Below are 14,939 nucleotides of genomic sequence, written 5' to 3'. Positions count from 1 at the left end.
CGTCGGCATAAGGAGAGATATGAAGCTGTTGATCACGGGTGCGTCGGGCAAACTCGGTCGGGCGACGATAGACCATCTGCTCCGCCAGGTAGACGCTGCGGATCTCATCCTCGCCACCCGCTCGCCGCAGACGTTGGCCGACTATGCAGCGCGAGGGGCCCGCGTAGTCGAAGCCGATTTCACCAAGCCAGAGGGGCTCGCACACGCCTTCGCCGGCGCCGATCGCATGCTGCTCATCTCGACGGATGCGCTCGGTCAGCGCGAACCGCAGCACCGCGCAGCTATCGAGGCGGCGGTCAGCGCCGGCGTTAAGTTCATCGCATACACCTCGTTTCCCTCCTTTGGAACAGACGACCCGCTTTCGCTCGAGCACGCGGCCACCGAGCAACAGCTTCGGGAAAGCGGACTGCAATGGTGCGTCCTGAAGAACTTTCCCTATGCAGACAATGAAATTGACGCCCTGCGTGAGGCGCTTGAGGCCGGCGAGATCGTGACGAGCACGGCGGCGGGCGAGACAGCATTTGTCTCGCGCGACGACTGCGCCGCGGTTGCCGCGGCAGTGCTCACGGGCACGGGGCACGAGGGGCGCACCTACGACGTCACGGGGCCCGAGCTCATCGATGCAGCACGGCGGGCGCAGATCTTCACAGAAGTGGGCCAGCAGCCGATCGCGGTTCGCCATGTCGACGACGCCACGGCATCGCAGGAGCTTTCGGCGAAGAGCGGCCTGCCCCTTTTTGTGGCCCTCGATATTGTGAGCAGTGTTGCTACGGCGACCCGCAGCGGAGTATTCGCTGTGCAGAGCGACTCGGTCGAACGACTGACCGGCAACCCTGCCACCCCGCTGCGAGCCGTCCTCGAGCACGCCCGTCATCACTGACGGTCGGCCCTCAGGGCCGTGGGCGAGTCACCACACCGCGAGGCCGCCCGGCCCATTCGCACCCGTGATGAAACTCTGGTTCACGTCTGCGCCGTCGAGGGTCGCGCGCCCGATGGTGCCGTTGTTGTTGCCCCAATAGATGTAGCTGCCGTCGACGGCGAGACCGGCTGGAAAGTCGGCTCCGCCGATGAAGCGGTAGTTCGCGTTGGTTCCGTCTTTATTGACGCGGCCAATCGCGTTCTCCTGCATATTCGACCAGTAGATGTAGTCGCCATCCACTGCGAGCCCCACCGGCAGCGGCGAGAGAACGAACCCGCTCTGCACGCCCGTGTTGATGAGAAAGTTCTCGTTCACGTCTGTGCCGTCGAGCTTGGCCCGGCCGATGGTGTTGGCGACATTGGTCCAGTAGATGTATTCGTTGTCGACGGTTACGGCGTTGGGCATCCGCACTCCCACGTCAAACGAAATGAACTTCTGGTCAACCTCAGTGCCGTCAAGCTTGGCCCGCCCGATTGACAGCGTTCCATTGTTAGCCCAGTAGACGTATTCGTCGCTCACCGCGATTCCCACGGCAAAGTAGACGCCCTCCGAGATGAACTCGTGGTCAACTTCGGAGCCGTCGAGCGTGGCCCGTCCGATCTGATTTTTGAGGATGTTCGTCCAGTAGACGTAGTCACCCCGCACCGCGACACCGCTCGGAAATCCGATCTCAGAGACGAGGCTCTGGTTGACCTCAGACCCATCGAGACTCGCCACGCCGATCGTGTGGGCTGTCGCCTTAAGCGCCTCGTTCTTGAGGATGCCGTTGTTGGCCCAGTAGATGTGGGTCGCCACATGAGGCGCCTGTTCTTGCTGAGGGCTGGAGACGGGCGCTGGCTCTTCACTTGCACGGGGAATTTCTCCCGAGCCACAGCCCGCCAGGATCACCACCACTAGAGCAGAAACGCCCAGGCCAACGGAGCGTCGCCAGCCGCGAGAAATGCGAGAGGGAGATGTTGCGCTTCTCATAATCCTCACCACACCGCTAGTCCGGCAGGGGCATTAGCGCCGGTGATGAAGTTCTGATCCGCGCCGGAACCATCCAACTTCGCCCGCCCGATGGTGTCGCTGTTGTTTGCCCAGTAGATATAGGTGCCGTCGACGGCGAGGCCAGCCGGAAAGTCTGCTCCCTCTATGAACTTCTTGTTGCCTTCGCTGCCGTCCAAGTTGGCCCGCCCAATCGCGTTGTCCTGCATGTTCGACCAGTAGATGTAATCGCCGTCCACCGCCAACCCGATCGGCACGGGCGAGAGGATAGTTTCGCTCTGAGCTCCGATATCGGCGATGAAGTTCTCGTCGACCTCTGTGCCGTCGAGCTTCACCCGCCCGATCTGATTGACCCAGTTGCTCCAGTACAAATATTCGCCGTCGACGGCCAGGCCGTTAGGCACCTGGATGCCGTCAATGAAGAATCCGTTGGGCTCACTGCCGTCGATCTTGACCCGCCCAATCGAGTTCGTGCCGTTGTTCGACCAGTAGATGTAGTCATCGTCGACCGTGATGCCGTTGGGGAGCCTCACTCCGTCTGTGACGAATTTCTTCTCCACCTCGGTGCCGTCGAGCTTCGCCCGACCGATGGAGCCCTCTTCGATGTCGGTCCAATAGACATACTCGCCTCGTGCGGCGATGCCGCTGGGAAACGTGATGCCTGAAACCAGACTCTGGTTGACGGTGGCCCCGTCGAGGGTCGAGACTCCGATTGTGTGGTCGGTGGCCATAAGCGGGTCGCTCTTGTGGATGCCGTTGTTGCCCCAGTAGAGGTGGGTCGCGACATGCTCGGCCCCCTCCCCCTCCTGTGGTGCTCCAGCGCTACACGCCGCCAGAGAGATGGCCAACAGAACGGATGCCATTCCCGCGACCACGCGCGTCACGGGGCGAGTCATCGTCGATCTACTGCGACCGATCACTGAACGGCCGTTCCGTCTGGGGCTACGATCGACCACTTGCCCTCACCAAAGTTGCTGTTCAGGCCGTGACCCCCCGCTGCGCCAGCGGAGTTGTCGCCGCCGAAGCTATACAGCGGAAAACCGTTGATCGTGAGCTGCTCGAAGCCGTCGTGGCTCCACACGGCGAACTCGCCCGAAATGCCCTCCCCGACCGCGAGCGCCGCAAGGTCGCCCGTTACGGGAGACCAGAAGCCGAGGCACTCGGGCACGTTGCACTGAGGATCCGCCACGCTGTCGTCGGTGAGGAGGTACACAGAAAATCCGCGATCATCGACCAGCGCTGTCACCCCTCGCCCGTCAGCGAGAGTGACCGTTGCCGCCTCAAGCGCTGTCGTCAGCAACTCTGCCGGCGCCCCACCCGGCGGCACCTGGCCCGGTCCGGGAGCGGGAGCGGGAGCGGCCGAGGATGACGGCTTTGCGCTCGGCTTTGCGGAGGAATCTGTCGCGCTTTCTCCCGCAGAGCAGGCGGTGGCACCCAGCAGCACTGCCGTGGTGAGCAGTGCGGTAGTCAGAATCTTGTGAATCGTCATTTTCCGTTTTCTCCTGTCAGCGGTAGACACCGGGCTCGACGACCCCGGCGTAGTAAAGGAAGTTGGCGTGGCTGTAGTCCCGACTGCCGGCGATCTGGCTCTGGCGGTCGGGTCCGAACTTCAGATCGGTTCCGAGGAAGGGTTCAAAATCTGGTTCCTGATTGAGATAGCTGCGGGCGTCATCCCGCATCAAACCCAGCAAGGTTTCGGCCACGATTCGCCCACCGACTGGCCCGAGTGAGAGGCCGTCATTGACGATGTCGGCTTCGGCGAGCTCGTAGTACCACATGGGTGTGGCGGTGGCAAACGGTGCGTAGACGCTACCGATCTCCTGGAGATCCGCCTCGCTGAGGGGGTCGACACCGAGTTCGCGCGCTACGGACTGCCCCGACGGCAGCGCCCAGGTGAGCACGCGCAACAGGTTGCGCTGAGGGAGCGCGGCCTTCTCGACCTCGGCACCTCCGGGGATCGCAGCACTCGGCAGCGTGTAGAGAGTGGTGGTGATCTTGGGGTTGATCTTTCGGTTGTGGAGCACCTGCCCGTCGCCGAAGTCGAAGTAGGACTGCCAGCCCAAATAGCGTCGGGGCGCGGCATACCCGCCGAGCATGTCGGGTCGGTCGAAGCTGCTCGCATCGTGGAACCGAGTCATCGGGATCGACGCATCGAAGGTCAAGCCGTAAAAGGGCGCCTTGTTGGGGTCGCTACTCGCCCCGGTGCCGCTTGAGAAATTCGCGCGGTATGACGGGTCGGTCTGGCTGTGGCCGAAGCGGTAGGAGCCGGAGCTGAACTCGATGGGCATGTAGGCGTTTCCGCGCGGCGGCTTATAGAAGCGGTTGCCCTTTCTCAGCACGTCGCGAACGAGAGCGCTGCCCACCACCTGCGGAAGGTGTTCGTTGACGATGAGCCAGTGGTAGTGCCACAGCACGACCTCACGAGCCACAAGGTAGCGCTCCTGGGTGTTCGACAGGTCTGCTTGGCGAGCAGTGGGGAACGCCCGGAGATCGAAATCGTCTAGATCGTCGAGCACTCGGTTGTATGCCTGCATGTAGGCCACGGTGAGGCCCTCGAGCATGAGGGTCTGAGAATTGCGGCCGTCTGCCTTGTGCAGGGTCGACGTGCCATCCGCGTTGGCGGTAAACGGGAACATCTCGTAGGTGCCGCCGCTGCCGATCTTCATCCTGGCCGCAGCGTGCTTGCCCTCTCCAGCGCCGTAGAGCATGGGGGAGCCGCTGGGCCCATCTCCGAAAACCGTGTCGAGGTCGAGAGCTGGCGTCACCGCGTTATTCGTGAGCAGCGGATTGGCCGGCGCCCCAAGAACAGAGGTTGCGTCAAAGGTGATGTCGTGGTCGATGAGCTGCCCGAAGAACGTCGAACCGTGGGTCTGTGTGGGGTTGAACGGGCTGCGTCCCCGCGGGTTCGACGGCGTTGGGCTGCCGTTGACCGTTGGGTCGAGCAGCAGCCGCTCCGCTCCTGCAGAAAGGTCGTCCTTGGCATCCATGATGCCGCCCTGCGCGCCCACCTCGAGAAGCGCCTTGCGAACGGTGTCGTCGGGATGCGCGAACGGCTCTCCACGAAGACTCGGCAGCATAATGCCGAACTTGCGGGCGCTTTCGGGGACGCCCTTCGCTGCACTGATGGCAAGGTTCTGCGCGGGCGTCGGTGACGGTGCCGCTGACAGCCCTGGGACCCCGTTGTTCGCAACAGCCAACGCGGCGATACCAGCACCGCCTGCGGCAACTCCAATCCCCATTACCTTGAGGAACTGGCGCCGCGACTTGCCCTCAGCCGCCTTTGGGGTGCTGTCTGGTTCTACGCCGTCGTCATGCTGCTTCTCGCCGACCATTCGGATCCTCCTCGATCTCGTTGCGCCGCTGTGGCTGGCAACAACACCCCGGGACCGCGGGCTGGGCCAGCGCTGGCCTCGTGCAAGACAGTACCGTATCGTATCCTTGCCGCCAATAGCGCGGTCTACACCGACAGGGCGCGTCACTTGCGATTCAACAACGGGCCGCTTTGAAAGCGGTGTACCGTACGGTACTGTACGGGATGGCACAGGGTAGTGCCCCCGCCTTCGGGCGATCACTGAGACGGAGAAGCGAGATGACGGTATCCCGGATCCAACCAGGCCGCAGGGGCAAGCGCGCCCTCGCGGCAATACTCGCCGTGGGAATTACCGTGACGCTGGCGGCGTGCAGCCCCGACGCGGCAAGTTCCCCGTCGACCGAGCGCATCTACTGGACGAACAGTGGCACCGAGGTGGGGGTCCCGAACCGCGACGAGGCGGTCAACACGATCGGCATCGCCAACCTCGACGGAACGGACGTCGACCAGGAATTCATCACGGGCGCCAGCTTTCCGATCGGCGTAGCCATCTCGGGCGAATACCTCTTCTGGAGCAACGGTGACCGCAACACCATCGGGCGGGCGAAGCTCGACGGCACCGAGGTCGACCAGGAATTCATGACGGACCTGAGCTCACCCGCCGGACTCGCCGTCGATGACACGTACCTCTACTGGACCAACGCGAGCCACAACTCGATCGGCCGCGCTGCGCTCGACGGCACCGACATCAATGACACGTTCATCACCGGCAATAACTTTCCGAATGCAATGGCCGTAGACGGTGACTACGTGTACTGGACGAACAACGGCAACAACACAATCGGACGCGCGAATATTGACGGTACCGAGGTGAACCAGGAGTTCATGACCGACATCAACGCGCCGGCAGGGCTCGCCGTCAATGACTCGCACGTCTACTGGACCAGCCGCAACGACGGCACGGTGGGACGGGCGAACCTCGACGGCACCGACCAGGAGCCGAGCCTGATCACCGGCGCTAACACTCCCCCTGGTGTTGCTCTCACTGACTCACACCTCTACTGGACAAGCAGCGATGGCACCGTCGGACGAGCGAACCTCGACGGCTCGGATGCTAAAGCAGACTTCATCACCGGCGGCGATGGTCCCGGTGCACTGGTGATTCTCCACGACTGATGGCTGCCGCATCCATGAAACTCGCCACCGCACCGAGCTCCGCCGAACACACCGTTGGCACCGGCTCTTCACACCTCAACGGAGGCCTCTCGGCCGATGACTTCAAACTCGCGTTTCGAAACCATCCGGCCGGAGTCGCTGTCATCACCGCCGACTGCGGTGACGGCCCCGTGGGCTTAACCGCCACGTCGGTCTTCTCCATTAGCGCAGAGCCACCGCTCCTTGTCTTCTCACTATCCTCGGCATCCTCAAGCGCCCCGACAATCGCTCAAGCGGAGACGGTCGTCGTGCATCTCCTCACCGCCGAAGAGCTATCTGCCGCGCGGCTTTTCGCCACCAGCGGTGTCGATCGCTTCGCCGACGGTGACAGCTGGAGTCGGCTTGCCACGGGTGAGCCCTATCTGCTCTCGACTAACTCCTGGATTCGGGGACGAATCGTAGACCGCATGCTCGCGGGGGGATCGACCGTCGTCGCAGTTCACGCGCTCGAGGCGCGTCTTTCTCCCGACGCCGAACAAGATCCGCTGGTCTATCACAACCGCACATGGCACCGACTGGGTGACCATTCTGTGCTGACGGACTAAGCGCAACGCACCACCCGCCCCCGCACCGAGGGGCAGGCTAACGGCCACATTCTTTGAAAGGAAAACATGCCAAAACTACTCATCGTGATCGCGAGCACCCGACCCGGGCGCGTCGGTCTACCGATCGGCAACTGGGCAGCTGAGGGCGCCCGCGCTCATGGAGGTTTCGACGTCGAGGTCGCCGATCTCGCGGACCTTGCACTGCCGTTCCTGGACGAACCCGGCCACCCGCGAATGGGCCGCTATGAACACGACCACACGAAGGCGTGGAGCGCAACGGTCGACAGCGCAGATGCCTTTCTGTTCGTGACTCCTGAATATAACTACGGCCCGCCCGCGAGTCTGCTCAACGCCATCTCGTACCTCTTCTGGGAGTGGGCTTACAAGCCCGTTGGCTTCGTGAGCTACGGAGGAATCTCTGCAGGACTCCGCGGCGTTCAGGTGCTCAAGCAGATCGTCACAACCGTGAAGATGATGCCGCTATCCGACGGGCCATCGATCCCCTTCGTCGGGTCAACTATTCATGACGGTGAGTTCGCGCCGTCGCCGATCGTGGCAGAAACCCTGCCGTGGCACCTGGACGAGATCCTCCGCTGGACCAACGCACTGGAGCCGCTTCGTCAGCAGGTTCCGCTGCTCCGGCTCGAAATGCCGCCAGGAGCTCCGCCCCGCCCTCCGGTTCCCGCGGCGTAGTCTTCTCAACTCACAAACACAGGAGGGGCCCGGCTGCTGCCGGGCCCCTCCTTTTTGTGCCGCGTTTATTCGCACTCCGTTTTAGCGGAACGTGGTTCGCATCTCACCGACCCCCTCAACCCACGTGGTCAGGAGCTCTCCCGCCTTGAGAAACCGCTTGGGGTTCCGAGCGTTGCCCACCCCACCGGGGGTGCCGGTAAAGATGATGTCGCCGGGGTAGAGCTCCACCACGCCAGAGAGGTGCTCGATGAGAGCGGGCACGGAGAAAATGAGCTTGCCCGTGCGCCCGTCCTGCATCACCTCTCCATCGATCCGGCATCCGAAGCTCAGGTCGTCGGGGTTGGATAGCTCGTCGATGGTGACGACCTCTGGTCCGATCGGGCTGAATCCCTTGAATGATTTGCCCAGGCTGAACTGCGGGGGGTGCGCACCCAGCTGCAGGATGCGCTCGGACAGGTCCTGCCCGATCGTCAGGCCAGCGACGTAGTCCCAGGCGTTCGCCGCCGAGACGTTGAGCGCGGATCGGCCGATGACCACAACGACCTCGGCCTCCCAGTCGGTGTTGCCTCCCTCCGGCAGGTCGACCTCGGAATACGGCCCCGTGATGCTGTAGGGGTACTTGGTAAAGACCGCGGGCACCGGCGAAACCCCAACGGGGCTCTCGTCGACGTGCGACTGATAGTTGAGGCCGATGGCGAAAACCTGACGGGGGCGCGGAACCGGGGGCCCCCACACGCTCGCCTCAGGCACGGGCGACCCCCCTGATGCGCCCGCCGCCCATGCGGTGAAGTCGTCCCACTGGTCATACACGTCGTGGATGTCAGCCGAAAATCGGCCGGAGCTGGCCTCGGCGATATCGAGCCAGCCGTCTGTTGTCTTCAGCATCGCGCGGGAGTCAATGTTTGCAATACGCATGTCGCTCTCCTTTTCTGTGGAAGGCGCTAAGTCAGCGCGAAAGCAGGCCGCAGCCCGCAGTGGTCATGAGCACGGGCATATTGCCGTCCCACCGGTTGAGCCAGTTGAGGTCATCGGCGTCCCAGACGATTTCGTCGCGCTCCTTGTCGTAGATGCGCTCGAGATCGGTGTAGAGCTCGATGACCGAGCCGTTCGGCTCCTGGTAGTAGCACGCGATGTTGTGCCCGGCACCGTGTCGAACGGGCCCCCAGATCAGACGGGAACCGGAGTTTGCGAGCCGGTCGCCCAGCTTTCCCAGGTCGGCAATCGACTGCGTCTCCCACGCGTGGTGGTGAAGACCAGTCCAGTCGCTCTTGACGAGGGCGATTCCGTGGTGATCGGGGTTGCAGCGAAGAAAGAATCCCTGGTCTACACCGATGCGGTCGGAGACGCGAAAGTCGAAAACATCAACGAGGAACCGCGCGAAGGCGACGGTGTCGATCGCGCGCACGGTGATGTGGCCCAGCCTGTCGGGACCGATGCCGCCAGAGCGATGATCGTAGCGGCTGGGCCCAAGGTGAACGTGAAAGGTGAAGCCTTCTGGGCCGATGAAGGCGAAGCCCGCCTCAATGAAATCTTCGATCGGCTGCTCAGCGAGCACGCGGTAGCCCCGCCGATCGACCTTCGCCCTAATCGCATCGATCTCGTCGCGGTTCGGAGCAATAAGACCGAAGTGGTCAGCTCCGTCGGTCTCGGAGGCCGTGTAGATGAGGTCCCGAGTGCCCGTTCCTGAGCTGAAGTACGCCTTATCCTTTGTGGTCTCAAGCGGCGTCAGCCCGAGGATCTTCTCCGCATTCTCCATTGACGCCCGCAGGTCGCGCGTAGCGAGGGAGACATAACCAATCTCCGAGATCGAACCAATCGCCATTCCTGAGTCCTCTCAATAGGTCGTGGCTTGGCGCGGCTGCGCCCGCACGGGTCCTTGCGCCTATTAACCCGAAGATTCGCGACCGCGGGCCGAGTGCTTCCGATATTCGGAAGCACTGGCGCGCTTCACGACCCGTCAGAGTTGGATGAAGTCCGATGTGATCGGCATAGATCGACCTAGCGAAGTGGACTACACATGGCATTCATCTGCAGTGCGACCTGGACAGCCAAAGCCGGCGAAGAGCAGACCGTGCTCGACGCCATCGAGAACCTGGCACCGGCCAGCCGAATGGAGCCGGGGAACCTCTACTACCAGCCCTATCAGGATCCGTCCGACCCCAGCGTTTTTCGCATCTTTGAGGTGTACACCGACGAGGACGCCTTCAAGGCGCACGGCCAAACAGAGCACTTCGAGAAGTGGGCCCTCGGACAGGCGATCCCCGCGCTTGCCTCCCGCGAGCGTGAGTTCTACGAGACGCTGAACGCTTAACCGATGCGCGTCGCTCGCTATCAGGAGGCAGATTCGGTGCGCGTCGCCCTCGTCGAGGGCGAGTTGCTGCTTCCCCTGCCTCCCGGCACCGAGGTGCTCAGCGTATTGACGGCCTCGCCGACGGAACGTCTCGCGATTCGCGCAGGCGCAGAAACGGCGATACCGCTCGATCGAGCGTCGCTCATCGCACCGCTCGACCCTCCCGCCATGCGTGACTTCGTCACCTTCGAACGCCACGTCCAGGGCGTCCACTCGTCAGTGGGCGGCGGCGCGGCCGGAATCCCCGACGCCTGGTACGAGGCGCCCGCATTCCTCTTTATGAACCCGCACTCGCTCACCGCTCCGTTTGGTGAGGTGCCAATGCCGCCCCACACCCTGGCCATGGACTTCGAGCTGGAGGTCGCGGCGATCGTGGGGCGCACGGTGCGCGATGTCGACCCAGACGACGCAGAATCTCTCATTGTCGGATATGCGATCTTTAACGACTGGTCCGCCCGCGACATCCAGCGCCGCGAAATGCAGGTCAACCTCGGCCCCAGCAAGGGCAAAGACTTCGCGAACACCCTGGGCCCCTGGATCACCACCCCGGATGAGCTCGAACAGTGGAGGGTCGGTGACCGATTTGACCTTCGCATGGAGGTGAGGGTCAACGACGAACTCATTGGCGAGGCATCGCTGGCCGAAATGGGGTGGAGTTTTGCGGAGCTGCTCGTGCATTCATCCCGCGACGCGTGGGTCGGTGCTGGCGATGTTCTCGCGACGGGCACCTGCGGCGGCGGGGCGCTCGCCGAATGGTGGGGCAGGCGTGGCGAGCAGTCGCCGCCACCCCTCGCCGTGGGCGACGTTGTGACGATGACGGTCGAAGGGCTCGGCACGATCTCGAACCAGATCGGACCCATCCGAAGCCCGGGGCACCGCGTGCCGGCGGCCCGCCCCCTGAGTCCGGCGCCAGGGGCTTAGCTACTCTCCAGTGACGCGGCGATTCGCCGGGCCGTGACCAGAACAGACGGAATATGTGACCTGGCCGTCTGCGCATCCCGAGCCACCAGCGATACTGCTCCTTTAATTCCCTCTCGCCCTCGGATGCACGCGGCGAGAAGAAGCCGCCCTTCGCCGTCGGGCATCATCGCGGCACCCGTCTCCCTCGCCTCTCTCAGGGCACCGTGAAGATCTAGGCGCGCACGTTCGTCGAGCACCGCACCACACTCCTCGACGATTGCCGGCGTTGACTCCGCGAGCACAGAGATTCCCGCTGCCGACGAGACGAGAGAGAGCCGTTCGACGCGGCCGGTCCACTCTGCTCGCGGCGACTCCGACCCAACAAGGCGGTCCACAACCACGAGCCGCCCACCGACGAGCTGCGTCAATTCCACCGTGCCCCTCGTGACCGCGTGAAGGTCCTGCAGATATCGGGCGGCGGCGGTGCGAAACTTTTCGGCTCTCTCGTATCGCCGGCCAAACTCCCACAGGGTCGGGCCAATGCGCAGACCCGCGGCTCCCGCCCGCTCGATAAAACCTTCCGCGAGCAACTCGCTGCACAGCCGGTGCACTGTGGTCAGCGGCAACTCCGTCGTGTTGGCTATTTCGGTCAGAGTGACCGGAAACGGTGCCTCCGCGAGAACGTCAAGCACCTGAACGGTGCGACCGATCACCGACACGGCAGACTCCCGCCGCGAGGCTTCAGAGACTTCACCGCGACCCTGTCTCTGTTTCGCTGCCTTCGACGCTGCGCATTGTGCCGTCAAGATGCGCTCGAAGGGTGGCGGCAGCGGCGTCGGGGCGACCGGCGAGCACGTGCTCGAGGAGTTCACGGTGTTCACGATCCACCGTCTCTCGTCGGCTTTCGGTCATCGCTTTGACCGACAGCTCCCGATAAATCTCGGCCTCGTCTCGGAGTGACCCGACCGTGACAAGGAGGCGGTCGTTGCCCGCTTCAGCACAGAGAACTTCGTGAAATCGCGTGTGCGCTTCACGCCACTCGTCCGACAGTGTCGGCTGCTCCACGTCGACGCCCGCCACCGCCAAAGCATCGAAGGCAGCCTGCACGGTGCGCACCCACTCGGCGGAGCCGTTCACTGCGGAGAGACGAACCGCCTCACCCTCAAGCAGCTGGCGGATCGCGGTGAGCTCGCGCAGATCGCGAAGCGAGGTCGAGACCACGTGGAACGAGCCGGTGTCAGACGCCACAACGAGGTGCTGGTCAACGAGGCGAAGCAGAGCTTGCTGCGCCACGCTCATCGACACGTTCAACGCCTCGGACAGATCGGCTACGACCACCTCTCGCCCTGTGCCCAAACGCCCGCGCACGATATCCGCCCGAACGGATTCCACCACGTCTCCCACATCCGCTCCCTGGCGACTTTCCCATGTCATGCGGCCAACCCTAGCGGCCATCATCCGCGACACTTCCGTTATTCGGAATAGTCGCCTGGCGCAGGTCTGACCCGACACCCAAGGTCGGCAACTCAGCGCGACGGCAGCAGCTCCGCGAGCAGCGCTTCCACGCGCGCCTTGATGTCGTCGCGAATGGGGCGCACCTCGTCGAGGCTTTTGCCCTTGGGGTCGTCGAGCTGCCAGTCGTCGTAGCGCTTGCCGGGAAAAATCGGGCAGACATCTCCGCAGCCCATTGTGATGACGGCATCCGAATCGCGCACCTGTTCGGTCGTCATGAGCTGCGGCACGCCCTGCGAGATGTCGATGCCTTCTTCGGCCATCACCTGAATGGCGACGGGGTTGATCTCGGTGGCCGGCTCGGAGCCACCCGTGCGCACGTCGACCGCGCCATTCGAGAGGGCGCGCATGTATCCGGCGGCCATCTGCGAGCGGCCCGCGTTGTGGACGCAAACGAAGAGAACGGTGGGCTTGTCGGTCATGATGCAACTTTCTCGGTGAGAGGGGCGGGGGTGTCTGCGGATGCTCGAAAGAGTCGACCGCGCAGCCACAGCGATACATAGACGAGAGCGACGAGCACGGGAACCTCGATGAGAGGGCCGACGATTCCGGCGAGGGCTTGCCCGCTGGTGGCGCCGAAGGTTCCGATGGCGACGGCGATGGCCAGCTCGAAGTTGTTGCCCGCTGCGGTGAAGGCGAGTGTAGCCGTGCGCTCGTAACCGAGCCCCACAAGGCGCCCGAGCCCGAAGCCGAGGAGGAATGTCACCACGAAGTAGGCGAGCAGGGGCAGCGCGATGCGGGCCACATCCCACGGCCTGTCGATAACCTGCTGCCCCTGGAGGGCAAAGAGCATCACGATCGTGAGCAGCAATCCGCCGACCGCGAGCGGGCTTATGCGGGGAAGAAACTTCTGCTCATACCAATCGCGCCCTCGAGTCTTTTCGCCGATTCGCCGCGAGAGATATCCGGCGAGAAGCGGGATGCCGAGAAAGACGATGACGCTGAGCGTGATCGCCCAGAACGAGAACTCGACGGAGGTTGTCGGCAGACCGAGCCAGCTCGGCAGCACCTGCAGGTAGAACCAGCCGAGCGCGCCGAACGCGCCAACCTGAAACACCGAATTGATGGCGACGAGAAACGCGGCGGCCTCGCGGTCTCCGCAGGCGAGGTCGTTCCAGATCATGACCATGGCGATGCAGCGCGCGAGCCCCACGATGATCAGTCCCGTGCGGTATTCGGGCAGGTCGGGCAGAAAGATCCACGCGAGGGTGAACATGAGCGCTGGCCCGACCAGCCAGTTCATGACGAGGGACGAGATCATCAGGGTGCGGTCTCGGGCAACCGCGCCAGCATCCGAATATTGCACCTTGGCGAGCACGGGGTACATCATCACGAGCAGGCCGACGGCTATAGGCACCGAGACCGAGCCAATCGTGAAGGCGTGCAGAAACTTGCCAACTGCGGGCGCGAACACGGCGAGAAGGAGTCCGGATGCCATGGCGGCGATAATCCAGACGGGGAGTAGTCGGTCTGTGGTGCCGAGGCGGGCGGGGGCCTGCGTGGACATTCGTTCCCTCGATGGTCGCTGCGGTGAATATCGATTACCGTCGATACAAACTATCCGGCTATATCGACGAATGTCAATGTAGTGGCAAGATAGGAGCATGTCGCCCACCGAGCTGCTCCCCCTCACCGACGTCATCGCATGCTGCGCCCCGATCGCGCGGGAGGCGATCAGCGCCGAAAACGCCGAGAAGCTCGCCCGCTCACTCAAGGCCGTCGCCGACCCGTCGCGCATCCGCATCATCTCCCTCGTGGCATCCGCCAACGACTCCGAGGTGTGCGTCTGCGACTTCCTGGAGCCCCTCGGCCTGGGCCAGCCGACCGTGTCGCACCACCTCAAGATTCTCGTCGAAGCGGGCATACTCACCCGCGAGAAGCGGGGCACGTGGGCCTATTACCGCCTGGTTCCCGGCGCGCTCGATTCACTGGGCGCGCTGCTCACAAGCGCATAGGCGAGCAGCACTAGCCGCAACGGCGATTGCTGTCCGCCTGCCGTGCGGCGACGAGTGTGATCTCCATCGTGGCCGCATGTAAATAATTCTTGACATGCTCCGCGCGCGGTGCGATGCTTCCGATGTAAAGAAAACCTGACACTCGGAGGTCATCATGGGCTACGGCGAACGCACCATCTGGGCGCAATCGATCAGCAGCATCGTTTGCAGCATCGTCTACTTCGCGATCATCATCCCGCAGCTCGGCACGAGCCCCGTCGACCAGATCGACTGGATCGCCCCCATGCTGTGGACCATCCTCGCGTCGATCATCCTGTCGATCGTGCTGAACATCGTCGCGGGCATCATCGTCGGGATGCGCGATCGCGAGAGCGCGGGCACCTCCGACCAGCGGGATCGGGAGATCGGGTGGTTCGGTGACCGTGTGGGTCAGGCGTTCCTTGTTATCGGCGGCGTCGGGGCACTCGCCCTCACGATGCTTGGCGCGGATTACTTCTGGATCGGCAACACGCTCTTTCTCGGCTTCGCGCTCTCCATGCTGCTCGGCAGCGTG

At 63.4% G+C, this 14,939-nt stretch carries 18 protein-coding genes; 8 read left to right on the top strand and 10 right to left on the bottom strand.

Annotated elements, in window-relative coordinates; all coding sequences use genetic code 11:
• Nucleotides 1-19 precede the first annotated feature (19 nt).
• Nucleotides 20-880, top strand: a complete 861-nt coding sequence (locus AC062T_RS00185) for an NAD(P)H-binding protein (RefSeq protein ID WP_476026259.1) — start codon at nt 20-22, stop codon at nt 878-880.
• 27 nt (nt 881-907) lie between these two features.
• Here the strand turns inward: AC062T_RS00185 and AC062T_RS00180 are convergent, their stop codons facing one another.
• Genes AC062T_RS00180 through AC062T_RS00165 form a run of 4 tightly spaced genes read right to left on the bottom strand, consistent with a single transcriptional unit; the run spans nt 908 to nt 5,238 of the window.
• Nucleotides 908-1,888 carry a DUF5050 domain-containing protein gene (locus tag AC062T_RS00180; RefSeq protein WP_108518434.1) on the bottom strand — a complete coding sequence of 327 codons (981 nt, stop codon included), beginning with the start codon at nt 1,886-1,888 and terminating at the stop codon, nt 908-910.
• 5 nt (nt 1,889-1,893) lie between these two features.
• On the bottom strand, nt 1,894-2,790 hold the full coding sequence (locus AC062T_RS00175; protein ID WP_476026256.1) for a DUF5050 domain-containing protein: 897 nt from the start codon (nt 2,788-2,790) through the stop codon (nt 1,894-1,896).
• Between the two features lie 32 nt (nt 2,791-2,822).
• Complete coding sequence (locus tag AC062T_RS00170) at nt 2,823-3,395, bottom strand: COG4315 family predicted lipoprotein (RefSeq protein ID WP_476026254.1); 573 nt, start codon at nt 3,393-3,395, stop codon at nt 2,823-2,825.
• 16 nt (nt 3,396-3,411) lie between these two features.
• Nucleotides 3,412-5,238 (bottom strand): peroxidase family protein, encoded by a 1,827-nt coding sequence (locus AC062T_RS00165; protein ID WP_108518440.1) that lies wholly within the window; start codon nt 5,236-5,238, stop codon nt 3,412-3,414.
• 257 nt (nt 5,239-5,495) lie between these two features.
• On the opposite strand from AC062T_RS00165, the gene AC062T_RS00160 reads away from it, so the two are divergent.
• The 3 genes from AC062T_RS00160 (at nt 5,496) to AC062T_RS00150 (ending at nt 7,669) form a co-directional block, all read left to right on the top strand.
• Nucleotides 5,496-6,392 (top strand): virginiamycin B lyase family protein, encoded by an 897-nt coding sequence (locus tag AC062T_RS00160; protein WP_476026252.1) that lies wholly within the window; start codon nt 5,496-5,498, stop codon nt 6,390-6,392.
• Nucleotides 6,392-6,976, top strand: coding sequence for a flavin reductase family protein (locus AC062T_RS00155; protein ID WP_476026250.1), 585 nt, complete (start codon nt 6,392-6,394; stop codon nt 6,974-6,976). Before AC062T_RS00160 ends, AC062T_RS00155 begins: the two co-directional genes overlap by 1 nt.
• 66 nt (nt 6,977-7,042) lie before the next feature.
• Nucleotides 7,043-7,669 carry an NADPH-dependent FMN reductase gene (locus AC062T_RS00150; protein ID WP_108518444.1) on the top strand — a complete coding sequence of 209 codons (627 nt, stop codon included), beginning with the start codon at nt 7,043-7,045 and terminating at the stop codon, nt 7,667-7,669.
• Between the two features lie 81 nt (nt 7,670-7,750).
• On the opposite strand, the gene AC062T_RS00145 is transcribed toward AC062T_RS00150, so the two are convergent.
• Entirely contained in the window at nt 7,751-8,584 is an 834-nt protein-coding gene (locus AC062T_RS00145; protein WP_108518446.1) for a fumarylacetoacetate hydrolase family protein, read from the bottom strand.
• A gap of 31 nt (nt 8,585-8,615) precedes the next feature.
• Nucleotides 8,616-9,491 carry a VOC family protein gene (locus AC062T_RS00140; protein ID WP_476026247.1) on the bottom strand — a complete coding sequence of 292 codons (876 nt, stop codon included), beginning with the start codon at nt 9,489-9,491 and terminating at the stop codon, nt 8,616-8,618.
• A 195-nt stretch (nt 9,492-9,686) separates the two neighbouring features.
• Here AC062T_RS00140 and AC062T_RS00135 point away from each other — a divergent pair, with 195 nt between their 5' ends.
• On the top strand, nt 9,687-9,980 hold the full coding sequence (locus tag AC062T_RS00135) for a putative quinol monooxygenase (RefSeq protein WP_108518449.1): 294 nt from the start codon (nt 9,687-9,689) through the stop codon (nt 9,978-9,980).
• Between the two features lie 3 nt (nt 9,981-9,983).
• A complete protein-coding gene (locus AC062T_RS00130; RefSeq protein WP_108518451.1) occupies nt 9,984-10,940 on the top strand; it encodes a fumarylacetoacetate hydrolase family protein in 957 nt (318 codons plus the stop codon).
• Here AC062T_RS00130 and AC062T_RS00125 read toward each other — a convergent pair.
• The 4 genes from AC062T_RS00125 to arsB all read right to left on the bottom strand — a co-directional run bounded on the left by AC062T_RS00125 (nt 10,937) and on the right by arsB (nt 13,938).
• Nucleotides 10,937-11,638: an IclR family transcriptional regulator gene (locus AC062T_RS00125; RefSeq protein WP_159078247.1), complete on the bottom strand. Its 702-nt coding sequence runs from the start codon at nt 11,636-11,638 to the stop codon at nt 10,937-10,939. The two genes, AC062T_RS00130 and AC062T_RS00125, sit on opposite strands and share 4 nt — an antisense overlap.
• Nucleotides 11,639-11,669: 31 nt before the next feature.
• On the bottom strand, nt 11,670-12,353 hold the full coding sequence (locus tag AC062T_RS00120) for a GntR family transcriptional regulator (RefSeq protein ID WP_158268809.1): 684 nt from the start codon (nt 12,351-12,353) through the stop codon (nt 11,670-11,672).
• Nucleotides 12,354-12,445: 92 nt separating this feature from the next.
• Complete coding sequence (locus AC062T_RS00115; RefSeq protein ID WP_108518457.1) at nt 12,446-12,853, bottom strand: arsenate reductase ArsC; 408 nt, start codon at nt 12,851-12,853, stop codon at nt 12,446-12,448.
• Nucleotides 12,850-13,938, bottom strand: coding sequence for an ACR3 family arsenite efflux transporter (arsB, locus tag AC062T_RS00110; RefSeq protein WP_108997662.1), 1,089 nt, complete (start codon nt 13,936-13,938; stop codon nt 12,850-12,852). Before arsB ends, AC062T_RS00115 begins: the two co-directional genes overlap by 4 nt.
• A 97-nt stretch (nt 13,939-14,035) precedes the next feature.
• On the opposite strand from arsB, the gene AC062T_RS00105 reads away from it, so the two are divergent.
• Both AC062T_RS00105 and AC062T_RS00100 read left to right on the top strand, forming a co-directional pair.
• Nucleotides 14,036-14,386 (top strand): ArsR/SmtB family transcription factor, encoded by a 351-nt coding sequence (locus AC062T_RS00105; protein WP_108518460.1) that lies wholly within the window; start codon nt 14,036-14,038, stop codon nt 14,384-14,386.
• 154 nt (nt 14,387-14,540) lie between these two features.
• On the top strand, nt 14,541-14,939 hold a 399-nt coding region (locus AC062T_RS00100), incomplete at its 3' end, for a hypothetical protein (RefSeq protein ID WP_476026241.1).

The organism is Homoserinimonas sp., assembly GCF_056262345.1.
Note: the sequence above shows the minus strand (reverse complement) of the source record. Positions and strands in the feature narration are given on the sequence as shown.